This is a genomic window from Pseudomonas batumici (genome assembly GCF_036585405.1).
Classification (GTDB): domain Bacteria; phylum Pseudomonadota; class Gammaproteobacteria; order Pseudomonadales; family Pseudomonadaceae; genus Aquipseudomonas; species Aquipseudomonas batumici.
This window is the reverse complement of record NZ_CP144470.1, coordinates 4,180,408-4,201,179: the sequence shown is the minus strand read 5'-3', so window position 1 is coordinate 4,201,179 and position 20,772 is coordinate 4,180,408. Positions and strand designations below refer to the sequence as shown.

The window sequence follows — 20,772 nt, the reverse complement described above, 5'->3', positions numbered from 1 at the left end:
TCTTGCGTCGCCCACACGACGCCATCGCCAGCAAGCCGGCTCCTACACAATTCAGGACCTCACCAGGCTTAATCTCCGGTGGCAATCCCGCGCTGCGGATCGGTAATCCACTCGCTCCACGAACCGGCATACAGCGTCCCCAGCGGATACCCCGCCAGGCACAGCGCAAACAGGTTGTGACACGCCGTTACCCCAGAACCGCAATACGCCACCAGTTCCTGCGCAGAACGATCCCCGAGCTTGGCGGCGAAACGCTGCTTGAGCTGATCCGCGGGTAGAAACCGTCCATCCGCGTCCAGGTTCTCGTTGAACGCCGCACATTGCGCGCCGGGAATATGTCCGGCCACCGGATCGATCGGCTCCACCTCACCGCGAAAACGTGGCAAGGCCCGGGCGTCCAGCAGGGTCATCGACGGCTGTCCGAGGCGCTGCTGCAACTCTTCGGCACTGATCTGCAACGAAGCGTCCGGCGTCCCGTCAAAGGTTCCACGACCCGTGTCCGGCGGATCCAGGCTCAGCGGCTGCCCGGCCGCATGCCAGGCTTTCAGCCCACCATCGAGCACGAACACCCCGTCACGCTTGCCCAACCAGGCCAGCAGCCACCAGGCGCGGGCGGCGTACATGCCGGGGCCGTCGTCATAGAGCACGACCTCGCTGTCGGCACTGATGCCCCAGGCCTGCAAGCGCTCGATCAAGTCCGCCGGCGCCGGCAGCGGATGACGACCGGTCACGCCCTTGGTCACCGGACCGCTCAGGTCACGCTCCAGATCGGCGTGGTGTGCGCCTTCGATATGCCCCAGGGCATAGCTGCGCTGTCCGTAATCCGGGTCTTCGAGGGCAAAACGACAATCCAGGATCACCAACCCGGGCCGGCCCAGGGATTGCGCCAGTTGTTGGGGGCTGATCAGTTGCGCAAGGGACATGGCGAACTCCTCCTAAGTAAAGTGGATAAAAAACAGTTGTAGGAGCCAGCTTGCTGGCGATGAGCTCAAGGGCACCGCATGGTTTCAGATACCCCGCGTTATCGTTGACGCCCATCGCGAGCAAGCTCGCTCCTACACCTCATCATCCAGGGCCTGTGCCAACGGCACGTAAAATTCATTGAGCAACTTGTCCACCGCCACCCGCGACTGCGCGGTGACGAAACCCGACTCCAGCACCAGCACCTGATAGACCCCACGCTTGATCGACTCTTCACTCAGGTGATGGGCATTCTCGCGGGTGGTGCTCAGGAAGCGCACCCAGGAGGTCAGGATGATCCAGGCATTGAGGGTCAGCGACTCGATCTGCACCGCATCCATGTCCAGGATGCCGGCCTCGACAAAACCGGCGTAGATCGCCTGGGCCTGGATCAGGCAGCGCTGGGAAAAACGTCGGTAACGGGCGGCCAGTTCGGCATCGCTCTCCAACAGGTGTTCGAGATCGCGGTGCAGGAAGCGATAACGCCACATCGCCGCCAGCAGCGCCTTGAGATAGAAACGCTTGTCGTCGATGGTCGCGGCGCGATCCTGGGGCGGGCGCAGGAAGCTGTCGACCAGGGCTTCGTACTCGGCGAACAACACGGCGATGATCGCCTGCTTGTTGGGGAAGTGGTAGTAGAGATTACCCGGCGAAATGTCCATGTGCGCCGCGATATGGTTGGTGCTGACACTGCGCTCGCCCTGCTGGTTGAACAGGTCCAGGCTGTTCTGGACGATGCGCTCGCTGGTTTTTATTCGAGAGGCCATGACTTCAGCTTTACTTCCAGAAGACGGTACCGGGCATCTTACGGCCTATCCGGCCGCGGATAAATCGCCCTGATTCTCAGCTGCTACAAGAAAGTGCAGGATCGGCTTGTTGACTTTTTGGAGTAAAAACTCTAAACACTTGTTTGAAAAATACAATCACACACCAGGAGCGCGCCATGTCCGCTGAAATCGCCTACCTGCAGGAATTGCAGCCGCAACTGGACCAGCTCCAGCGCCTGTTCCAAGCGCAACGCCAGGCCTACGCTGCTCACCCCATGCCTCCCGTCGAGCAACGCCGCCAATGGCTCGCCAGCCTGCAGCGGATGCTCAGTGACGAACGGCAGGCCCTGATCGACGCCATCAGCCAGGACTTCGGCAACCGCAGTGCCGATGAAACTCTGCTGGGGGAACTCATGCCCAGCCTGCAGGGCATCCACCACGCCCGCCAACACCTCAAGCGCTGGATGAAACCGTCACGTCGGCGCGTCGGCCTGGCCTTCCAGCCGGCCTCGGCCAAGGTCGTCTACCAGCCGCTGGGCGTGGTCGGGGTGATCGTGCCCTGGAACTACCCGCTGTTCCTGTGCATCGGCCCGCTGGTGGGGGCCTTGGCGGCGGGCAACCGGGTGATGCTCAAGCTCAGCGAGTCGACCCCGGCCACCGGCCTTCTGCTCAAGGAACTGCTGGGCCGGGTATTCCCGGAGGATCAGGTGTGCGTGGTGCTCGGCGAAGCCGAGATCGGCATGGCGTTCTCCAGGCTGCCGTTCGATCACCTGCTGTTCACCGGTGCCACCAGCATCGGCCGGCACGTGATGCGTGCAGCAGCGGAAAACCTGACCCCGGTGACCCTGGAACTGGGCGGCAAGTCGCCGGCCATCGTCTCCCAGGACGTCCCCCTCAAGGACGCCGCCGAACGCATCGCCTTCGGCAAGACCCTCAACGCTGGCCAGACCTGCGTGGCACCGGACTACGTGCTGGTACCGGAAGATCGGGTCGGCGCCTTCGTCGAAGCCTACCGCCAGGCCGTGCGCGGGTTCTATCCGACACTGATCGACAACCCGGACTACACCAGCATTATCAACGACCGCCAACTGGCCCGGCTCAACGGCTACCTCAGCGACGCCACCAGCAAGGGCGCGCTGCTGATTCCGCTGTTCGACCAGGGCCAGGAACGGCGCATGGGTCACAGCCTGCTGCTGAACGTCAGCGATGAGATGACGCTGATGCAGGACGAGATCTTCGGCCCGCTGCTGCCCATCGTGCCCTACAAGGGCCTGGATGAAGCCTTTGCCTACATCAACCGCCGGCCTCGTCCATTGGCGCTCTACTACTTCGGCTACAACAAGGCCGAACAGCAACGGGTGCTCGATGAAACCCATTCCGGCGGCGTCTGCCTGAACGACACCCTGCTCCATGTCCCCCAGGAAGACCTGCCCTTCGGCGGCATCGGTCCCTCGGGCATGGGGCATTACCACGGCCACGAAGGTTTCCTGACCTTCAGCAAGGCCAAGGGGGTGCTGACCAAGCAGCGCTTCAACGCGACACGGCTGATCTATCCGCCTTACGGCAAATCGATCCAGAAACTGATCCAGAAACTGTTCGTCCGTTGATCTTCCACTGCCCAGGTGAATAACAAGAATGCCAAGCCTGTCCGAATCCCCCGAACTGAGCCGCCGCAGCCTGCTGAAAATCGGCCTGTGCGCCGGCGCCTTCCTCAGCACCGCCGGGCTTGCCGCCAGCCTCAGCGGCTGTTCCGCAGGCCACCCGGCCCGCGGTTTTGCCGTGTTGCAGGACAATGACCTGCCGTTCTTGCGCGCCCTGATCCCGGTGATGCTCGAAGGCGCCGTCAGCGCCGAGAAAATGCCCGCCGCCAGCGAACAGACCCTGGCGAGCCTGGACCACGGCCTCAATCACCTGTCGCCGGAAATGCTCAAGCTGACCCGGCAACTGTTCGACGTACTCGCCATGGGCATCACCCGCGGGCCGCTGACCGGTATCTGGGGCCGTTGGGAAAATGCCACCGACACCCAGATCCGCGCCTTTCTCGAACGCTGGGAAAACAGCTACCTGAGCCTGCTGCGCATGGGCCATGCGTCCCTGCTGCAGTTGGTGATGATGGCCTGGTACAACCGCGCCGAAGCCTGGGCGCACTGCGGTTATCCCGGACCGCCGAAAATCTGACCCATCGGCTGGATGCCCCATTCAGCGCCCCGAACATCCCGAAAACAACAAGAAAAGAGGCTGTGCATGCCCGTACCCGATCTGTTTCGCGAAGGCCTGGCCCGAGGCTGGAAAACCTACAACGGCGCCCGCCTGGATCAGGACCTGACGCTGGAGGCCGATGTCGCCATCATCGGCAGCGGCGCGGGCGGCGGCACCACCGCCGAAATCCTCAGTGCCGCCGGCTACAAGGTCCTGCTGATCGAGGAAGGCCCGCTGAAAACCAGCAGCGACTTCAAGATGCTCGAAGACGAGGCCTACACCAGCCTCTACCAGGAAGGCATCGGGCGCATGAGCAAGGACGGCGCCATCACCATCCTCCAGGGCCGCGCGGTCGGCGGCGGCACGCTGATCAACTGGACTTCCAGCTTTCGCACCCCGGAACAGACCCTCGAACACTGGGCCAGGGAGCACAACGTCATAGGCCACAGCAGCGCCGAGATGGCGCCCTGGTTCGAGCAAATGGAACAACGCCTGGGCGTCGCCCCCTGGATCATGCCGCCCAATGCCAACAACGACGTGATCCGCAAGGGCTGCGAAGCCCTCGGCTACAGCTGGAAAGTCATCCCGCGCAATGTCCGCGGCTGCTGGAACCTGGGTTACTGCGGCATGGGCTGCCCGACCAATGCCAAGCAGTCGATGATGGTCACCAGCATTCCCGCGACCCTGGAGAAAGGTGGCGAACTCCTCTATCTGGCGCGGGCTGAGCGCCTGCTGATCGAAGGCGACCAGGTCACCGGCCTGCTCTGTGCAGGAATGGACGAACGCTGTGTGGCCCCCAATGGCCGGACCATCAAGGTCAAGGCCCGGCACTACGTGCTGGCGGGGGCGGGATCAACAGCCCGGGACTGCTGTTGCGCTCCAGGGCACCGGATCCCGGCGGCCGACTGGGCAAACGCACCTTCCTGCACCTGGTGAGTTTCTCCGCCAGCCAGTTTTCCGAGGTCATCAATCCGTTTTACGGCGCCCCCCAGTCGATCTATTGCGACCACTTCCAGTGGAAAACCGGTATCACCGGGCCCATGTCCTACAAACTCGAAGTCCCGCCCCTGCAACCGGCGCTGGCCAGCACCCTGCTGGGTGGCTTCGGCACGCAAAACGCTCTGCGCATGGAGCAACTGCCCCACACCCACATGATGCTGGCGCTGATGCGTGACGGCTTCCACCCGGACAGCCCCGGCGGCAGCGTGGAATTGCGCGGCGACGGCACGCCGGTGCTCGACTACCCGGTTTCCGCCTATGCCTGGGAGGGCCTGCGCCGGGCGTACCACAGCATGGCCGAGATCCAGTTCGCGGCGGGCGCCAAGTCGGTGCTGCCGCTGCACGCCGATGCCGACTACGCCAACACCCTGGCCAAGGCCCGGGAACAGATCGATGGGTTGAGTCTGGAGCTGTACCGCACGCGCCTCGGCAGCGCCCACGTCATGGGCGGTTGCGCCATGGGCGAAGACCCGAAAAGCGCCGTCGCTGACAGCCTGGGCCGTCATCATCAACTGCGCAACCTGTCGATCCACGACGGCTCGCTGTTCCCCACCAGCATAGGCGCCAACCCACAGCTTTCGATCTACGGACTGACGGCGCAGTTGGCGACTGCCCTCGCGCAGCGCTTGAAAAACCCGTGAAAAAGAGGACTATTCGCTGCGTCTATAGTGCTTTCTTCCCGGATTCCTGACTTGGCCGACCGGAAAGGCTGCGCTACCATCCGACTCCCGCAAACGGACACCCGCCAGGACGACGCGATGAACCGAGTGTTGTACCCAGGTACCTTCGACCCGATTACCAAGGGTCATGGCGACTTGGTCGAGCGCGCCGCGCGCCTGTTCGACCACGTGATCATCGCCGTGGCCGCCAGCCCGAAGAAAAACCCGCTGTTCCCGCTGGAGCAACGTGTGGAACTGGCCCGCGAGGTCACCAAGCACCTGCCCAACGTGGAAGTGGTGGGCTTTTCCACCCTGCTGGCGCATTTCGCCAAGGAACAGAACGCCAACGTCTTCCTGCGCGGCCTGCGCGCCGTGTCGGACTTCGAATACGAGTTCCAGCTGGCGAACATGAACCGCCAACTGGCCCCGGACGTCGAAAGCCTGTTCCTGACGCCGTCGGAGCGTTATTCGTTCATTTCGTCGACACTGGTCCGTGAAATCGCGGCCCTGGGTGGCGATATCACCAAGTTCGTCCACCCGGCGGTGGCCGACGCGCTGACCCTGCGCTTCAAGAAATAACGTCCCGCGCAAGCCTTGTCGACGGCGGCCATGACGGTCGCCCCGACGTGCGCGCGTGCACTGCGCGCGCCAATGCGGCACAATTGGTACATTAGTTTTCATGTCGCCCGGGCCTGTCGTCCGGGCCGGAGTGCCCATGTCCCTGATCATCACCGACGACTGCATCAACTGCGACGTCTGCGAACCCGAGTGCCCGAACGCGGCCATTTCCCAAGGCGAAGAGATCTACGTGATCGACCCGAACCTGTGCACCCAGTGCGTGGGCCACTACGACGAGCCGCAATGCCAGCAGGTCTGTCCGGTGGACTGCATCCCACTGGATGAAGCCCATCCGGAAACCGAAGCCGAGTTGATGGCCAAGTACCGCAGGATCACTGGCAAGGCCTGATCCACCATTGTAGGAGCGAGTTAGCGCCTACAAGCGCAGGTCAGTGGTCGCCGTCGAAGCCTTCGGCCGTGCAGCCCAGGCAACGGGCAAAGGCCGCCTTCCCGGGAGCGACCACCAGCGCCTTGCCCGCCTTGCCCACGCCATCGATGCCGCCGAATACGGTAAACGGCAACGACACCACGAACACCGCCGTGCCGATCAGGGTCGCGCCCACGAGCAAGGGGCGGGCCACCAGCAGGTCGCCGATCATCGCGTAGGCCGGCGGATTCTGGATCTTGTAAGTCGGATCGCCGCTGCTGCCATCGTCCGCCAGAACCGGCAACGCTTGCAGGCCAAAACTCAGGGCCACAACCAGGGCCAGGGTGCGAAACGGGTTCATGGCACTATCCTTCAACAAGGCAATGGATGGCAAAGTCTTAACTATAACAGCGTCCGCACGCTTGTCAGGTCAGCTCTGGCAGCGTGGGCAATACACGCTGGCCCGTTGCCCCAGGCGAATCTCGCGCAAGCCGCTGCCACAGACCTTGCAGTGCTCGCCGCCACGCCCATAGACGAACAGTTCCTGCTGGAAGTAGCCGGGCTGGCCGTCGCCGCCGATAAAGTCGCGCAACGTGGTGCCGCCACGCTCGATGGCCGCCGCCAGGATGCGCTTGATTTCGATCGCCAGCGCCAGGTAACGCCCCCGCGAGATGCTCCCGGCCTCGCGACGCGGGTCGATGCCGGCGGCGAACAGGGCCTCGGTCGCGTAGATATTGCCGACCCCCACCACCACCGCGTTATCCATGATGAACGGCTTCACCGCCATGGAACGCTTGCGCGACAGCTGGAACAGCCGCTCGCCGTCGAACAGATCGGTCAGCGGCTCCGGTCCCAGGTGCACCAGCAACTCGTGATGAAGTGGATCGAGACTCCAGAGCATCGCCCCGAAGCGCCGTGGATCGGTGTAGCGCAGTGCCAGCCCGGACTCCAGCTCGATATCCACATGCTCATGCTTGAGCGCCGGCAGTCCGGCTTCCACCAGCCGCAGATTGCCCGACATCCCCAGATGACTGATCAGCGTGCCGACCTCGGCATTGATCAGCAGGTACTTGGCCCGCCGCTCCACTTGCACGATGCGTTGCCCGGACAGGCGCGCATCGAGGTCTTCCGGGATCGGCCAGCGCAGCCGGCGGTCGCGCACGATCACCCGGCTGACCCGCTGGCCTTCCAGATGGGGCGCGATACCGCGCCGGGTGGTTTCGACTTCAGGTAATTCAGGCATGCTAGCCCCAGGTCAGGCGATAACGGGCTCGGCGACGGCGCTCGAACGCTTAGTGAGTGCCGAGCTCGCGGATGTTTTCCCTGAGGTTCTCGAAGTCGTAGTCGGACAGGCCGACATAATCGAGCACCAGAGGGCCGATGGCGTTCCATTCATGGTCTTCGGTCTGGTTGCCCAGCACCCGATGGGACGCGCAGATGTGTTCGGCCATTTTCAGGATTGCCAGCAGGTTCTTCAACTGGCTGTTGCGGGTCGACTCGTCGCTGAAGATCGCCAGGGCATTGTGGTGATTGGCGATGGCGTTGGTCACATGCTCCGGCAGGCGCCAGGACTTGGCGGTGTAGTAGCCGACCACCGCATGGTTGGTGTTCAACTCGGCGTTTTCCGTGTCCACCACGCGCTGCTCCGGGCCGGCATTGGCATAGGCCCGCTCCAGCACCGACATATAGTCGGGGAAGCGCTTGATCATCAGCGGAATGCCGCAATCGTGGAACAGCCCCAGGGCATAGGACTCATCGACCGCCTGGCCGCCGGTACGCTTGGCCAGGGTCAGGCTGGTCATGGCCACATCCTGGGCGGTGTCCCAGAAACGATTGAGGGTCACGATGGTTTCGTCGGCCATCTCGCCCTTGATCGACTGCGCGTTGATCAGGTTGATGATCGAACGGCTGCCCAGCAGATTCACCGCGCGCTGGATCGAAGCAATCTTGTTCGACAGGCCGTAATAGGGCGAGTTGACGATTTTCAGCAATGCGCCGGAGAGGCCGGGATCCTGACTGATCAACCGGGCGATCACCTCCAGGTCCGGGTCCGGCATGTACTGCTCCATCTGCAAATCCACCATGATTTGCGGTTGAGGCGGCACGCTGATGCCTTGCAGGGCCTGCTGGATCTGTTCGGGTGAAAGTTCTTGGGACATGAGTACACACTCCGGGCGAGTGGGCGATTCTAGCGGAAAACCTGTACGGCATGGGCCGAGTGTACAAACGCTTACATGAAACATCCCACGCCGGGAACACCGAACTCCCGCTATAATTCCGCTCTTTTTTCCCGGAGCGACGTCATGTCCCTGCCTAGCCTACGCCTTAAAGCCAACGCCGACCGCCGCCTGCGCGCCGGTCACCTGTGGGTCTACAGCAACGAAATCGACGTGGCGGCCACTCCGCTCCATGGCTTCAAGGCCGGCGACCAGGCCGTGCTGGAAGCCGCCGGCGGCAAGCCGCTGGGCATCGTCGCCATGAGCCCGAACAACCTGATCTGCGCCCGCCTGCTGTCGCGCGACAGCAAGTTGCCGCTGGACAAGTCCCTGCTGGTGCACCGCCTCAACGTGGCCCTGTCGCTGCGCGAGCGGCTGTTCGACAAGCCGTTCTATCGCCTGGTCTATGGCGACTCCGACCTGCTGCCGGGGCTGGTGGTGGATCGTTTCGGCGATATCCTGGTGGTCCAGCTCGCCTCGGCGGCCATGGAACAGCACAAGGACGAAGTGATCGCCGCGCTGGTCCAGGTCCTGAAACCGAGCGGCATCCTGTTCAAGAACGACTCCGCGGCCCGCGACGCCGAAGGTCTTGAGCGTTATGTCGAGACCGTATTCGGCCTGGTGCCGGAGTGGGTAGCCCTGGAAGAGAACGGCGTGAAGTTCGAAGCGCCGGTGATGGAAGGCCAGAAGACCGGCTGGTTCTATGACCACCGCATGAACCGTGCGCGCCTGGCGCCGTATGCCAAGGGCAAGCGGGTGCTGGACCTGTTCAGTTATATCGGCGGCTGGGGCGTGCAGGCGGCGGCTTTCGGTGCCAGCGAAGTGTTCTGCGTCGATGCCTCGTCCTTTGCCCTGGACGGTGTGGAACGTAACGCGGCGTTGAACGGTTTTGCCGAGAAGATGACCTGCATCGAAGGCGACGTGTTCGAAGCCTTGAAGGAGCTGAAGGCCTCCGAAGAGCGTTTCGACGTGATCGTGGCCGACCCGCCTGCTTTCATCAAGCGCAAGAAAGACCTGAAGAACGGCGAAGGCGCCTACCGCCGCCTGAACGAGCAGGCCATGCGCCTGTTGAGCAAGGACGGCATCCTGGTCAGCGCCTCGTGCTCGATGCATTTGCCTGAAGATGACCTGCAGAACATCCTGCTCACCAGCGCCCGTCACCTGGACCGCAATATCCAGTTGCTGGAACGCGGCGGCCAGGGCCCGGATCATCCGGTACACCCGGCGATCCCGGAAACGCGTTATATCAAGAGCATTATTTGCCGGTTGTTGCCTAACAGCTAAGGCCGTTGAGATAGCGGAAGCTTCATCACTTCCGCTATCTCGCTCGCTTCCGGAAGCACCTCACAACCACACAGGAATATCCCTACGCATCCACTGCTTGTCCGGGTTCTGACAAAAACTACTATTCAGAACTTACCCAGCGCAGGCCCGCTTCATGACAAGCCGTCAAGAGATCTCAGCTACCCATACGCATCGACCTCACAGAAAGTCCTTTGCGACGCTGCTGATGACCATTACTCTGCTCGGCGTATTTCCTCTCGACGTCGTGCTTCCGTCTTTTCCAGCCCTGTCCGCGCAGTTTCAAACCCCGATGTCGAACATCGCCCTTTCGGTCAGCCTGTTCGCCATAGGTGTTGCCTTTTCCCAGCTACTGATCGGCCCACTTTCCGATGTGATCGGACGCAAGGGATTGCTCCTGGCAGGCCTGGGCGTTGCGATGATCGGTGCCATCGGTTGCGTCCTTTCGACAAACTTTGCAGGCTTCCTGTTCTTTCGCATGATCCAGGCGCTCGGATGCGGCTGCTTCGTTCTATCTCAGGCCTTGATCCAGGATCTGTTCGAAGAAAAAGAGCGTGATCGGCTACGTATACTTCTGGTGACCACAGGCGGCGTCATGATCTCTGTCTCGCCTTTGCTGGGAACCGGCCTGCAACATCTGACGAACTGGCAAGGTAGTTTCCTGGTTTTCCTGGCTCTAACGATGCTGGTTTTTTTATGGGTCTGCTTTTTTCTTGAAAACGTCCGTCCAACGCCCTCGGCCCCGAGACACACAATGTATCGAGCCTATCGTTTGGTTTTCGGTGATGCCTCGTTTGTCTCCTACTGGCTGATTTCGTCCCTGGCATTCGCCTGCCACTTTTCCTTCATCGTGGTTTCTCCCATTCTTTTCATGGACCGCCTGGGACTCTCCGACTTCCGATTCTCACTGATACTGTTGCTCTACGGAGTCGCGTATGTGATTGGAGGAACCCTTGCCGGTTTCCTGTACAAACGCATCAACCCCAACACCCAGATCTTCCTGGGTTTTTGCCTGATCGCATTCGCCGGCCTGATCCTGCTGACAGTGTCCCGTCAGTTCGGGCTTGACGCTCGAAGCCTATTGCTCTCGATGATTCTCTGTACCACCGGAATTACCTTGGCGCGCCCTGCCGCAACCTCAAGAGCCATGGCCATGTTCCCAGAAAACGCAGGCACAGCATCCTCGGCCGGCAGCCTGCTGATTTTCATCACCGGCGGCCTGATCAGCACCCTGATCAACCTCGGCGACACGTATCAGGAGAACCTGCTGGCTTTTGCGTTCATGGCCATTGCCGGAATAGGGCTCGCTCTGAACACCAGGCTAAAACGCCAGACTCGGTCCAACCCTTCACCTTGAAGCCCCGCCAGTCGCCATCACACACACGTCATGAGCGCCTCAACATCTACGCCCATTCCTTCCCGACGCCAGCGGTGTAGAATCGCGTTATTCATCGCCAGTCATCCCCCGGCGGGTTTATGAGCTCAGGCCCAGGCGCGCGGCGATCCCGCGAGGCCAACGGCAGCTTTCGGGCACCCGGCTATTTTCGGTGTGCACCAGAGGCCCATAGAAGCTCACTTCCCTTTGTGTACCTGATTAGCCGCCCGGAGTGCTCCATGCCTGATTACCGCTCGAAAACATCCACCCACGGCCGCAACATGGCCGGTGCTCGCGCCCTGTGGCGCGCCACGGGGATGAAAGACGCCGACTTCAAGAAACCGATCATCGCCGTCGCCAACTCCTTCACCCAGTTCGTCCCCGGCCACGTCCACCTCAAGGACATGGGCCAGCTGGTCGCCCGCGAGATCGAACGCGCCGGCGGCGTGGCCAAGGAATTCAACACCATCGCCGTGGATGACGGCATCGCCATGGGCCACGACGGCATGCTCTATTCGCTGCCGAGCCGCGAGATCATCGCCGACTCCGTCGAATACATGGTCAACGCCCACTGCGCCGACGCCATCGTCTGCATCTCCAACTGCGACAAGATCACCCCCGGCATGCTGATGGCCGCCCTGCGCCTGAACATCCCGGTGATCTTCGTCTCCGGCGGCCCGATGGAAGCCGGCAAGACCAAACTGGCCGCCCACGGCCTCGACCTGGTGGACGCCATGGTCATCGCCGCCGACTCCAGCGCCTCTGACGAGAAGGTCGCCGAGTACGAGCGCAGCGCCTGCCCGACCTGCGGTTCGTGCTCCGGCATGTTCACCGCCAACTCGATGAACTGCCTCACCGAAGCCCTGGGCCTGGCCCTGCCGGGCAACGGCTCGGCCCTGGCGACCCACGCCGACCGCGAACAGCTGTTCCTCCAGGCCGGCCGCACCATCGTCGAACTGTGCCAGCGTTACTACGGCGACAACGATGACTCGGTCCTGCCGCGCAGCATCGCCAACATCAAGGCGTTCGAAAACGCCATGACCCTGGACATCGCGATGGGCGGTTCCACCAACACCATCCTGCACCTGCTGGCCGCCGCCCAGGAAGCCGAGATCGATTTCGACCTGCGCGACATCGACCGCCTGTCCCGTCACGTGCCGCAGCTGTGCAAGGTCGCGCCGAACATCCAGAAGTACCACATGGAAGACGTGCACCGCGCCGGCGGGATCTTCAGCATCCTCGGCGAACTGGCCCGTGGCGGCCTGCTGCACACCGACCTGCCGACCGTGCACAGCAGGACCCTGGCCGAGGGTATCGCCCAGTGGGACATCACCCAGACCGACGACGAAGCGGTGCACACCTTCTTCAAGGCCGGCCCGGCCGGTATCCCGACCCAGACCGCGTTCAGCCAGTCGACCCGTTGGGACACCCTCGACGACGACCGTGAAAACGGCTGCATCCGCAGCGTCGAGCACGCCTACTCGAAAGAAGGCGGCCTGGCCGTGCTGTACGGCAACATCGCCCTGGACGGCTGCGTGGTGAAAACCGCCGGTGTCGACGAGTCGATCCACGTGTTCGAAGGCAACGCGAAGATCTTCGAAAGCCAGGACAGCGCCGTGCGCGGCATCCTTGCCGACGAAGTGCAGGCCGGCGACATCGTGATCATCCGCTACGAAGGTCCAAAAGGCGGCCCGGGCATGCAGGAAATGCTCTACCCGACGTCCTACCTGAAGTCCAAGGGCCTGGGCAAAGCCTGCGCCCTGCTGACCGACGGACGTTTCTCCGGCGGCACCTCGGGCCTGTCCATCGGCCATGCTTCTCCGGAAGCGGCCGCGGGCGGCGCGATTGGCCTGGTCCGGGACGGCGACAAGGTGCTGATCGACATTCCGAATCGCTCGATCAACCTGTTGGTCAGCGATGAAGAACTGGCGGCACGCCGCGCCGAGCAGGACAAGAAAGGCTGGAAGCCGGTGGAAGTGCGTCCACGCAAAGTGACCACGGCCCTGAAGGCTTACGCGTTGCTCGCCACCAGTGCCGACAAGGGCGCGGTGCGCGACAAGGCGATGCTGGACAAGCTGGTGCCTTAAGTCAGTCCTCGCCATGAAAAGCCCGGCTATATAGCCGGGCTTTTTAATACAGTCGTTCTTTCAGAAAATCGTCGGCTTCACTGCAATCGAATGGCCACGATCGGGACCATGAAGTTGATGTCATAGCCTTGCTGAATCTTATGATCCTGAAAAAAAGCGCTGATAAACAAGGAAAGATTTTTAACCGAGGCAAAGGTCACCTGCCCAAAGTTAGGATCAAAAAAGCGCACTTTTTGATCCGACTCTTTGAATACCGCACAGACATGTTTTCCCGCGACCAGAATAAAAGCCCCGGGTGTATTTTTTATATAACCACCAAGTTGAAAATAGGGTGCGACGCAGGAATTATATCCCACCACTCGCCAACCGGTCTGCTGGACCGCAAATTCAACCCGTCGGGGAACTTGTGGAAAAACCCCAAGCGTATCGTCTGGGCTATTGATGATGGCCTGTAACTTGTCTGCATAAATCCACGTCGCCGCTTCCTCCTTGGCACTGCGAAACTCAACACCATTTCGACGCAGGGCCAGGTAAGTCAGGCACAGAGCGTAGCAAACACCATCTTTATTGCGCAGATCATAACGATTTATATAGTCTCCTTGTTTGAGCTTACCCCAAGTCCCTTCAAAATTTTTCGCATACCTTGCAAAAGCTCCCATCACCACTCCCAAATACAAAATTCAAAACGACGACCGCCCACCAATCACTCAATCGACTGCAAAATAGCCGCACAGCCTTGATTTTAGCGAGACGACAAAAACACCCGCCATAAATTAACGCCCACCTAGAAAAACTAAAGTTCCACATTCAACTCCGGCCCACCACACGTGGAGCCCCCAGCAGTTGCAGCTAGCTCTACCGCAAGTGCATCGCCAGAACCGTCGCCCCAAACGGTATATCGTATTTTTTCTGAATGCTGCAATCCTGAAGAAAAGCATTTATAAATGAAGAGAACTTATCCGCGGAATTGAACACCGCCTGTCCATAATTCGGATCAAAAAACCGTATCCGGCTTTGATTTTTCTCTTTGAAAACTGCGCACGCGTGATGACCCACGTGTAAAACAAATGCCTTTCCCGGGGCGTTCATGATGTGACTCGCCAGGCTTATATAAGGCGCGACACTGGAACTCCATCCCGCTATTTTCCAGCCCGTGTTCAAGGCAACCCATTCAACTCCGCTAGAAACCATCGGAAAGACGCCAGGCATATTACCGAGCACCAGCATGCCTTGCAGCGCGTCAGCGCGGTGCCACAGGGGCTCTTGCTCCTTGGCCACTTGAAACTTCTCACTGTTTCGGCGCATTTCAAGGTAGATAAAACACAGCGCGTGACAGACGCCCCGTTTATTCTGGAGATTGTAACGATTGACGTAATCGCGTTGCCTGAGCTTGCCACAAATCCCTTCGAAAAACTTCGCATACCTTGCAAAAATGCTCATCACAACTCCCTGTATAAACATCACCGGAATTATAACGAGTCGATAAAATGCGCCTCTATAAATTAACGCCCACGGCAAATCAAAGTTTCACATTCAATGCTGACACGCTCGCCCATGAAAGTGATTCAAGCTACAGGCATACAACAGTCCTCATCCGCCGCCCCCCCTTGTGTTCCGCTTCCATCACCCGCACGTGCGCAACCGTCACCGGCTTATTCCAAAAACGACTATCGCCATTCCATATCGATCTTAAATCCATATATATCAAGCTGTTAGGCTTACCGGTTCACAATTGCCGACCAAGGTAATTGGCACCTATCGTTTTCGGAGCTTCAATGAATCTGCCGCTGATTCTCAACCTGCTGGTGTTCCTCACCCTGCTGCTGGGTCTGGCCCAAACCCGCCACACTACCTTCAGCCTGGCGAAAAAAGTGCTGCTCGCCCTGGTCCTGGGGGTGATCTTCGGTGTCGCCCTGCACAGTATCTACGGTACCGGCAACCCGGTCCTCAAGACCTCCATCGGCTGGTTCGACCTGATCGGCAACGGCTACGTGCAATTGCTGCAGATGATCGTGATCCCGCTGGTGTTCGCCTCGATCCTCAGCGCCGTGGCCCGCCTGCACAACGCCACGTCCCTGGGCAAGATCAGCTTCCTGACCATCGGCACGCTGCTGTTCACCACGGCTATCGCCGCACTGATCGGTATCGGCCTGACCAACCTGTTCGGCCTGACCGCCGAAGGCCTGGTGGCCGGCACCCAGGAATTGGCGCGCCTGCAAGTGATCCAGAGCGACTACGCGGGCAAGGTCGCCGACCTGAATGTGCCGCAACTGCTGCTCTCGTTCATCCCGCAGAACCCCTTCGCCGACCTGGCCCGAGCCAAGCCGACCTCGATCATCAGCGTGGTGATCTTTGCCGCGTTCATGGGCGTGGCCGCGCTGCAACTGCTCAAGGATGATGCCGAGAAGGGTCAGAAGGTGGTCAATGCCATCGACACCCTGCAAGCCTGGGTCACGCGCCTGGTGCGTCTGGTGATGAAACTCACGCCCTACGGCGTGCTGGCGCTGATGACCAAGGTGGTCGCCGGTTCCAACCTGCAGGACATCATCAAGCTGGGCAGTTTCGTGGTGGTCTCGTATATCGGCCTGGGCTTGATGTTCGTGGTTCACGGGCTGCTGGTGTCGCTGGCCGGGATCAACCCGCTGCGCTTCTTCCGCAAGATCTGGCCGGTGCTGACCTTTGCCTTCACCAGCCGCTCCAGCGCCGCGAGCATTCCGCTGAGCATCGAAGCCCAGACCCGCCGGCTGGGGATTCCACAATCGATTGCCAGCTTTGCCGCGTCGTTCGGCGCGACCATCGGCCAGAACGGTTGTGCCGGGCTGTATCCGGCGATGCTGGCGGTGATGGTTGCACCGACGGTGGGGATCAACCCGCTGGACCCGCTGTGGATCGCGACGTTGGTGGCCATCGTGACCTTGAGTTCGGCCGGGGTGGCCGGGGTCGGTGGCGGCGCGACGTTCGCCGCGCTGATCGTGCTGCCGGCAATGGGTCTGCCGGTGTCACTGGTGGCGCTGCTGATTTCCGTGGAGCCGTTGATCGACATGGGCCGCACGGCGTTGAACGTGAGTGGTTCGATCACCGCCGGGGCGATTGCCAGCCAGGTGATGCAGCAGACCGACAAGGCGTTGCTGGAGGCTGAAGAGCATGGGGAGTTGGCGCAGGCCTGAGTTCGGCGGCGGCTGATAGACCGCTATCGCGAGCAAGCTCGCTCCTACATGGGGCGAGCTTGCCTACAAAGCTTTTAGCGTTTTTCCCAGATTTCGAAACTGAACGCCGGCTTGCCCTCTGCCGCCGGGTGCGGTTCATCCGACACCAACTTCCACTGACCTTCATCGACCTGCGGAAACCAGGCATCGCCTTCCGGGCTCAACGCCACGCGGGTCAGGTACAGCCGATCCGCCTGCTCCAGGCCCTGGGTATAAAGCTGCGCCCCACCGATCAGCATCAGTTCACTCGCGCCCTGCTCCAGCGCCCACTGTTCAGCGCGCACCAGCGCCGCCTCCAGCGACGGAAAAACCTCTGCGCCTTCCAGCTGCAACCCCACCTGGCGACTGACCACCAGATTCAACCGGCCCGGCAACGGCCGTCCCAGCGAATCCCAGGTCTTGCGCCCCATGATGATCGGCTTGCCGAGGGTCGTGGCCTTGAAGTACTTGAAGTCCGCCGGCAAATGCCAGGGCATGCTGTTGTCGACGCCGATCACGCGGTTTTCACCGAGGGCCGCGATCAGGCTTAAAGGGAGAGTTCTGTTCATGCCGCGAGGATACCAGAGCCCGTAAGCCAACTCGGACATACGCCGACAAAATTAACTCACCCTTGCGACGGCGGACGCCGGGATGCAGGTACCCGCCACAGCGGTTATGCTTCCAACTCACTTGAGCCCAGGACGCCGCGTGACTGAACCGACTCCCCTGCACCGCCTCTGGCTGACCGAGACGGTGCGCCTGCGCGAAGAACAGGCAGGCCCGCTGGAAGACCTCGAAGCCAATCGCCGTGCCCGCGCCGCCGGGGGCGACCTGCCGACCCGCATCCAGCACCGCGCCCTCTGGCTGGCCGAACGCGATGGTTTGCTCAACGCCTTGCGTCATTGGCTGCAAGGCGCGCGGTTGGCGCTGCTGGTCCTGGCGCTGGTGGTGATCGTCAGTGGCGCCGGCATGGCCTTCGCCGCCCTGGGCAACGGCCAGGCAGCGGTCAATGTGTTCTGGGCCCTGGGCAGCCTGCTCGGCCTGAACCTGCTGTTGCTGCTGAGCTGGGCCCTGGGCCTGGCCTTCGCCGGCGAACATGCGGCCAGCTTCGGGCGCCTCTGGCTGTGGCTCAGCGAAAAGCTCGCCCGCGATGCCCAGGCGGCGCAACTGGCGCCGGCCCTGTTGCTGATGCTGCAGCGTCGGCGCCTCAATCGCTGGGCTATCGGCACCGTGGTTCACGGCCTCTGGTTGCTGGCCATGCTCAGCGCCCTGGTCCTGTTGTTGATGCTGATGTCGACCCGGCGCTACGGCTTTGTCTGGGAAACCACCCTGCTGCACAGCGACACCTTTGTCGCGGTGACCCAGGCCCTGGGCGCCTTGCCCGCCCTGCTGGGCTTCGGCCTGCCCGACACAGAAATGATCCGGGCCAGCGGCGATACCGCGCTGAACCTGGAGAATGCCCGGCACGCCTGGGCCTCCTGGCTGGTGGGGGTGCTGGTGGTCTATGGCGTGTTGCCGCGCCTGCTGCTGGCGGGGTTTTGCCTGTGGCGCTGGCGGCACGGCAGCCGCGCCCTGAGTCTGGACCTCAACCTGCCCGGCTACGCGCAACTGCGCGAACGCCTGATGCCCAGCAGCGAACGCCTGGGGGTCAGCGACGTCGCGCCCGACGCGCTGCACAGCACCGAAGCCGGTGCCACCGCCCTGGAGAGCGAAGGCGCCTTGCTGGTGGCCATCGAGCTGGACAACCAGCGCCCCTGGCCGCCGACCTTGCCGAACACCGTGCGGGATGCCGGTATCCTTGACAGCCGCGAGTCCCGGCACAAGCTCCTCGAACAATTGACCCGCTTCCCGCCGGCGCGCCTGGCGATCGCCTGCGACCCGCGACGCTCGCCGGACCGTGGCAGCCTCGGGCTGATCGCCGAACTGGCCCGCAGCGCCGGCGCGACCCGCGTCTGGCTGCTGCAGGCGCCGCCCGGCCAGGCGCTGGATGCCGACCGCCTCGGCGACTGGCACAGCGCCCTGCAACAGCTGGAACTGCCCTTCGCCGACAGCGCCCCGCTGAGCTGGCTGGAGACGGGTCATGACTAAAGCGCTGAAACTGGCCGTGGTCGGCCACACCAACGTCGGCAAGACCTCATTGTTGCGCACCCTCACCCGGGACGTCGGCTTCGGCGAAGTCTCCCACCGCCCCAGCACCACCCGGCATGTGGAGGGCGCGCGGCTGTCGGTGGATGGCGAAGCCCTGCTCGAACTCTACGACACCCCGGGCCTGGAAGACGCCATCGCCCTGCTCGACTACCTCGAACGCCTGGACCGACCCGGCGAACGTCTCGACGGTCCGGCCCGCGTCGCGCGCTTTCTCGACGGCAGCGAAGCCCGCCAGCGTTTCGAACAGGAAGCCAAGGTGCTGCGCCAGTTGCTGGCCTCGGATGCCGGGCTCTATGTGATCGATGCCCGCGAACCGGTGTTGGCCAAATACCGCGACGAACTGAGCGTGCTCGCCAGTTGTGGCAAGCCGCTGTTGCCGGTGCTCAATTTTGTCAGCAGTGCCGAACAGCGCGAGCCGCAATGGCGTGAAGCCTTGGCTCGCCTGGGACTGCACGCGCTGGTGCGGTTCGACAGCGTGGCCCCGCCGGAGGACGGCGAGCGGCGCCTGTATGAGAGCCTGGCGCTGTTGCTGGAAGGCGCGCGCCCGCAGCTGGAACGCCTGGTCCTCGACCTGGAGGCCCAGCGACGGGCTCGACGGCAAAGCGCCAACCGATTGATCGCCGAACTGCTGATCGATTGTGCGGCCTGCCGACGCAGCGTGGTCAGCGACACCGACGCACAGACCCAGGCCATCGGCGAATTGCGCCAGGCCGTGCGTCAACGGGAGCAACGTTGCGTCGATGCCTTGCTCAAGCTCTATGCGTTCCGCCCCGGCGATGCAGCGGCCAGCGACCTGCCGCTGTTGGACGGGCGCTGGGGCGACGATCTGTTCAACCCGGAAACCCTCAAGCAACTGGGGGTGAAGGTCGGTGGCGGGATAGCCGCGGGTGCGGCGGCGGGTGCCGGTATCGACCTGCTGGTGGGTGGCCTGACCCTCGGCGCGGCCGCCCTGGCCGGCGCCATCGCCGGCGGTGCCCTGCAAACCGCCCGCAGCTATGGCAGCCGCTTGCTGGGCAAACTCAAGGGGCAACGGGAACTGACCGTCGACGACAGCGTGCTGCGTCTGCTGGCGCTGCGCCAACGGCAATTGCTGCAAGCCCTGGAGGCACGTGGACATGCGGCAATGGAGAGCATCAAGATGAGCCTGCCAGTGGACAGCACCTGGCGTGAAGGCAAACTGCCCGAGGCCTTGCACAAGGCCCGGGCACATCCGCAGTGGTCGTCGCTCAACGCTCCAGCCCGGTTGAACCAGCCAGAACGCCAGGAGCAAATCGATCTGTTGCTGCAGCGTCTGGCTGAAACCTGAAGCTGGCCTTTCAGCTATACCATTTGAACTTCAGAAAGGTCCGGCCCATATACTTGATCCATTCCTCTTCGGCCCGACTGAAAATGTCCTCGCCGTCGATGTCGAAGTAAACCACCGAATCCAAGGTCCCATTATTGTCGGTGTCATGGGCCGAGGCCTTATAGAGCAGGGTCTGGTTCCTGGGCGTCCCCGTCCCCTCATGAAGATGCAACCTCACCACATTCGGTGACTTGTCGTTGTGATAGTTCTCGGCAAACACCTTGATATAGCGCTGCCAACTTTTCCCCTGGTTGAACCAGCCGAACTTCAGGAACGCATTGGCAAACGCCCGGATCAGTTTTTCATCCTTGGCGTTGCCCTTGCCATCCCGGTTGACGTCACCACCGAACTGCAAGTCCGTCACACCATCGGCGGTCATGTCGACTGCCGCCGCCTTGAATACCAGTTTGTCGGGCTTGCCGGGCACTTCCTCATAAAAGCGCAGCAACACCGTATCAGCCCGGCCATTGCCGCTGCGGTCCTGGGCGGTCATTCTCAAATAACGCATAAAAGACTCCTTTCCATGTGAGCCCTCACCTTAATTC

The 20,772-nt window shown here is 61.9% G+C and carries 19 protein-coding genes and 1 pseudogene; 11 read left to right on the top strand and 9 right to left on the bottom strand.

All coding sequences use genetic code 11. From position 1 onward, the window contains the following. Positions 1-68 precede the first annotated feature (68 nt). Both NUH87_RS18980 and NUH87_RS18975 read right to left on the bottom strand, forming a co-directional pair. On the bottom strand, positions 69-923 hold the full coding sequence (locus NUH87_RS18980; RefSeq protein ID WP_338522264.1) for a sulfurtransferase: 855 nt from the start codon (positions 921-923) through the stop codon (positions 69-71). Between the two features lie 132 nt (positions 924-1,055). Further along, positions 1,056-1,727 carry a TetR/AcrR family transcriptional regulator gene (locus tag NUH87_RS18975; RefSeq protein ID WP_338522263.1) on the bottom strand — a complete coding sequence of 224 codons (672 nt, stop codon included), beginning with the start codon at positions 1,725-1,727 and terminating at the stop codon, positions 1,056-1,058. A 176-nt stretch (positions 1,728-1,903) separates the two neighbouring features. Between NUH87_RS18975 and NUH87_RS18970 the strand changes: the two genes are divergently transcribed. From NUH87_RS18970 to NUH87_RS18950, 5 genes and pseudogenes are all read left to right on the top strand, one after another. Beyond that, on the top strand, positions 1,904-3,334 hold the full coding sequence (locus NUH87_RS18970) for a coniferyl aldehyde dehydrogenase (protein ID WP_040071507.1): 1,431 nt from the start codon (positions 1,904-1,906) through the stop codon (positions 3,332-3,334). A gap of 28 nt (positions 3,335-3,362) precedes the next feature. Beyond that, positions 3,363-3,905 carry a twin-arginine translocation pathway signal protein gene (locus NUH87_RS18965; protein ID WP_338522262.1) on the top strand — a complete coding sequence of 181 codons (543 nt, stop codon included), beginning with the start codon at positions 3,363-3,365 and terminating at the stop codon, positions 3,903-3,905. A gap of 66 nt (positions 3,906-3,971) precedes the next feature. Beyond that, positions 3,972-5,566 (top strand): annotated as a pseudogene (locus NUH87_RS18960) (GMC family oxidoreductase N-terminal domain-containing protein). Positions 5,567-5,683: 117 nt separating this feature from the next. Next, positions 5,684-6,163: a pantetheine-phosphate adenylyltransferase gene (coaD, locus tag NUH87_RS18955; protein WP_040071510.1), complete on the top strand. Its 480-nt coding sequence runs from the start codon at positions 5,684-5,686 to the stop codon at positions 6,161-6,163. Between the two features lie 136 nt (positions 6,164-6,299). Then, a complete protein-coding gene (locus NUH87_RS18950) occupies positions 6,300-6,551 on the top strand; it encodes a YfhL family 4Fe-4S dicluster ferredoxin (protein WP_040071511.1) in 252 nt (83 codons plus the stop codon). A 40-nt stretch (positions 6,552-6,591) separates the two neighbouring features. Here NUH87_RS18950 and NUH87_RS18945 read toward each other — a convergent pair whose 3' ends face one another. The 3 genes from NUH87_RS18945 to NUH87_RS18935 form a co-directional block, all read right to left on the bottom strand. After that, positions 6,592-6,930 (bottom strand): multidrug transporter, encoded by a 339-nt coding sequence (locus NUH87_RS18945; protein ID WP_338522261.1) that lies wholly within the window; start codon positions 6,928-6,930, stop codon positions 6,592-6,594. Positions 6,931-6,999: 69 nt separating this feature from the next. Beyond that, positions 7,000-7,812, bottom strand: coding sequence for a bifunctional DNA-formamidopyrimidine glycosylase/DNA-(apurinic or apyrimidinic site) lyase (gene mutM / locus NUH87_RS18940; protein WP_040071513.1), 813 nt, complete (start codon positions 7,810-7,812; stop codon positions 7,000-7,002). Between the two features lie 49 nt (positions 7,813-7,861). Beyond that, positions 7,862-8,674, bottom strand: a complete 813-nt coding sequence (locus NUH87_RS18935) for an HDOD domain-containing protein (protein WP_338526863.1) — start codon at positions 8,672-8,674, stop codon at positions 7,862-7,864. Between the two features lie 198 nt (positions 8,675-8,872). Here NUH87_RS18935 and NUH87_RS18930 point away from each other — a divergent pair, with 198 nt between their 5' ends. From NUH87_RS18930 to ilvD, 3 genes are all read left to right on the top strand, one after another. Further along, the gene (locus NUH87_RS18930; RefSeq protein ID WP_338522260.1) at positions 8,873-10,069 is read left to right on the top strand and encodes a class I SAM-dependent rRNA methyltransferase; all 1,197 of its coding nucleotides are present in this window, start codon (positions 8,873-8,875) and stop codon (positions 10,067-10,069) included. A 154-nt stretch (positions 10,070-10,223) separates the two neighbouring features. Next, positions 10,224-11,444, top strand: coding sequence for an MFS transporter (locus tag NUH87_RS18925; RefSeq protein ID WP_338522259.1), 1,221 nt, complete (start codon positions 10,224-10,226; stop codon positions 11,442-11,444). Between the two features lie 257 nt (positions 11,445-11,701). Then, entirely contained in the window at positions 11,702-13,549 is a 1,848-nt protein-coding gene (ilvD, locus tag NUH87_RS18920; protein WP_338522258.1) for a dihydroxy-acid dehydratase, read from the top strand. 77 nt (positions 13,550-13,626) lie between these two features. On the opposite strand, the gene NUH87_RS18915 is transcribed toward ilvD, so the two are convergent. Further along, positions 13,627-14,208 carry a YopT-type cysteine protease domain-containing protein gene (locus NUH87_RS18915; RefSeq protein ID WP_338522257.1) on the bottom strand — a complete coding sequence of 194 codons (582 nt, stop codon included), beginning with the start codon at positions 14,206-14,208 and terminating at the stop codon, positions 13,627-13,629. A 196-nt stretch (positions 14,209-14,404) separates the two neighbouring features. After that, positions 14,405-14,989, bottom strand: a complete 585-nt coding sequence (locus NUH87_RS18910) for a YopT-type cysteine protease domain-containing protein (RefSeq protein ID WP_338522256.1) — start codon at positions 14,987-14,989, stop codon at positions 14,405-14,407. 335 nt (positions 14,990-15,324) lie between these two features. Here NUH87_RS18910 and NUH87_RS18905 point away from each other — a divergent pair, with 335 nt between their 5' ends. Then, positions 15,325-16,716: an L-cystine transporter gene (locus tag NUH87_RS18905; RefSeq protein WP_338522255.1), complete on the top strand. Its 1,392-nt coding sequence runs from the start codon at positions 15,325-15,327 to the stop codon at positions 16,714-16,716. Between the two features lie 74 nt (positions 16,717-16,790). Here NUH87_RS18905 and NUH87_RS18900 read toward each other — a convergent pair whose 3' ends face one another. Continuing rightward, on the bottom strand, positions 16,791-17,303 hold the full coding sequence (locus NUH87_RS18900; protein WP_040071525.1) for a dihydrofolate reductase: 513 nt from the start codon (positions 17,301-17,303) through the stop codon (positions 16,791-16,793). 139 nt (positions 17,304-17,442) lie between these two features. Here NUH87_RS18900 and NUH87_RS18895 point away from each other — a divergent pair, with 139 nt between their 5' ends. After that, entirely contained in the window at positions 17,443-18,822 is a 1,380-nt protein-coding gene (locus NUH87_RS18895) for a DUF2868 domain-containing protein (RefSeq protein ID WP_338522254.1), read from the top strand. Further along, positions 18,815-20,188: a DUF3482 domain-containing protein gene (locus NUH87_RS18890; RefSeq protein ID WP_338522253.1), complete on the top strand. Its 1,374-nt coding sequence runs from the start codon at positions 18,815-18,817 to the stop codon at positions 20,186-20,188. Before NUH87_RS18895 ends, NUH87_RS18890 begins: the two co-directional genes overlap by 8 nt. 10 nt (positions 20,189-20,198) lie before the next feature. Here NUH87_RS18890 and NUH87_RS18885 read toward each other — a convergent pair whose 3' ends face one another. Further along, the gene (locus NUH87_RS18885; protein ID WP_338522252.1) at positions 20,199-20,735 is read right to left on the bottom strand and encodes a hypothetical protein; all 537 of its coding nucleotides are present in this window, start codon (positions 20,733-20,735) and stop codon (positions 20,199-20,201) included. Positions 20,736-20,772 lie beyond the last annotated feature (37 nt).

Excerpts from the sequence above, each read along its gene's own strand:
- NUH87_RS18980 (WP_338522264.1), bottom strand. The coding sequence starts at position 923 with ATGTCCCTTGCGCAACTGATCAGCCCCCAACAACTGGCGCAATCCCTG.
- NUH87_RS18975 (WP_338522263.1), bottom strand. The coding sequence starts at position 1,727 with ATGGCCTCTCGAATAAAAACCAGCGAGCGCATCGTCCAGAACAGCCTG.
- NUH87_RS18970 (WP_040071507.1), top strand. The coding sequence starts at position 1,904 with ATGTCCGCTGAAATCGCCTACCTGCAGGAATTGCAGCCGCAACTGGAC.
- NUH87_RS18965 (WP_338522262.1), top strand. The coding sequence starts at position 3,363 with ATGCCAAGCCTGTCCGAATCCCCCGAACTGAGCCGCCGCAGCCTGCTG.
- coaD (WP_040071510.1), top strand. The coding sequence starts at position 5,684 with ATGAACCGAGTGTTGTACCCAGGTACCTTCGACCCGATTACCAAGGGT.
- NUH87_RS18950 (WP_040071511.1), top strand. The coding sequence starts at position 6,300 with ATGTCCCTGATCATCACCGACGACTGCATCAACTGCGACGTCTGCGAA.
- NUH87_RS18945 (WP_338522261.1), bottom strand. The coding sequence starts at position 6,930 with ATGAACCCGTTTCGCACCCTGGCCCTGGTTGTGGCCCTGAGTTTTGGC.
- mutM (WP_040071513.1), bottom strand. The coding sequence starts at position 7,812 with ATGCCTGAATTACCTGAAGTCGAAACCACCCGGCGCGGTATCGCGCCC.
- NUH87_RS18930 (WP_338522260.1), top strand. The coding sequence starts at position 8,873 with ATGTCCCTGCCTAGCCTACGCCTTAAAGCCAACGCCGACCGCCGCCTG.
- NUH87_RS18925 (WP_338522259.1), top strand. The coding sequence starts at position 10,224 with ATGACAAGCCGTCAAGAGATCTCAGCTACCCATACGCATCGACCTCAC.
- ilvD (WP_338522258.1), top strand. The coding sequence starts at position 11,702 with ATGCCTGATTACCGCTCGAAAACATCCACCCACGGCCGCAACATGGCC.
- NUH87_RS18915 (WP_338522257.1), bottom strand. The coding sequence starts at position 14,208 with ATGGGAGCTTTTGCAAGGTATGCGAAAAATTTTGAAGGGACTTGGGGT.
- NUH87_RS18910 (WP_338522256.1), bottom strand. The coding sequence starts at position 14,989 with ATGAGCATTTTTGCAAGGTATGCGAAGTTTTTCGAAGGGATTTGTGGC.
- NUH87_RS18905 (WP_338522255.1), top strand. The coding sequence starts at position 15,325 with ATGAATCTGCCGCTGATTCTCAACCTGCTGGTGTTCCTCACCCTGCTG.
- NUH87_RS18900 (WP_040071525.1), bottom strand. The coding sequence starts at position 17,303 with ATGAACAGAACTCTCCCTTTAAGCCTGATCGCGGCCCTCGGTGAAAAC.
- NUH87_RS18890 (WP_338522253.1), top strand. The coding sequence starts at position 18,815 with ATGACTAAAGCGCTGAAACTGGCCGTGGTCGGCCACACCAACGTCGGC.
- NUH87_RS18885 (WP_338522252.1), bottom strand. The coding sequence starts at position 20,735 with ATGCGTTATTTGAGAATGACCGCCCAGGACCGCAGCGGCAATGGCCGG.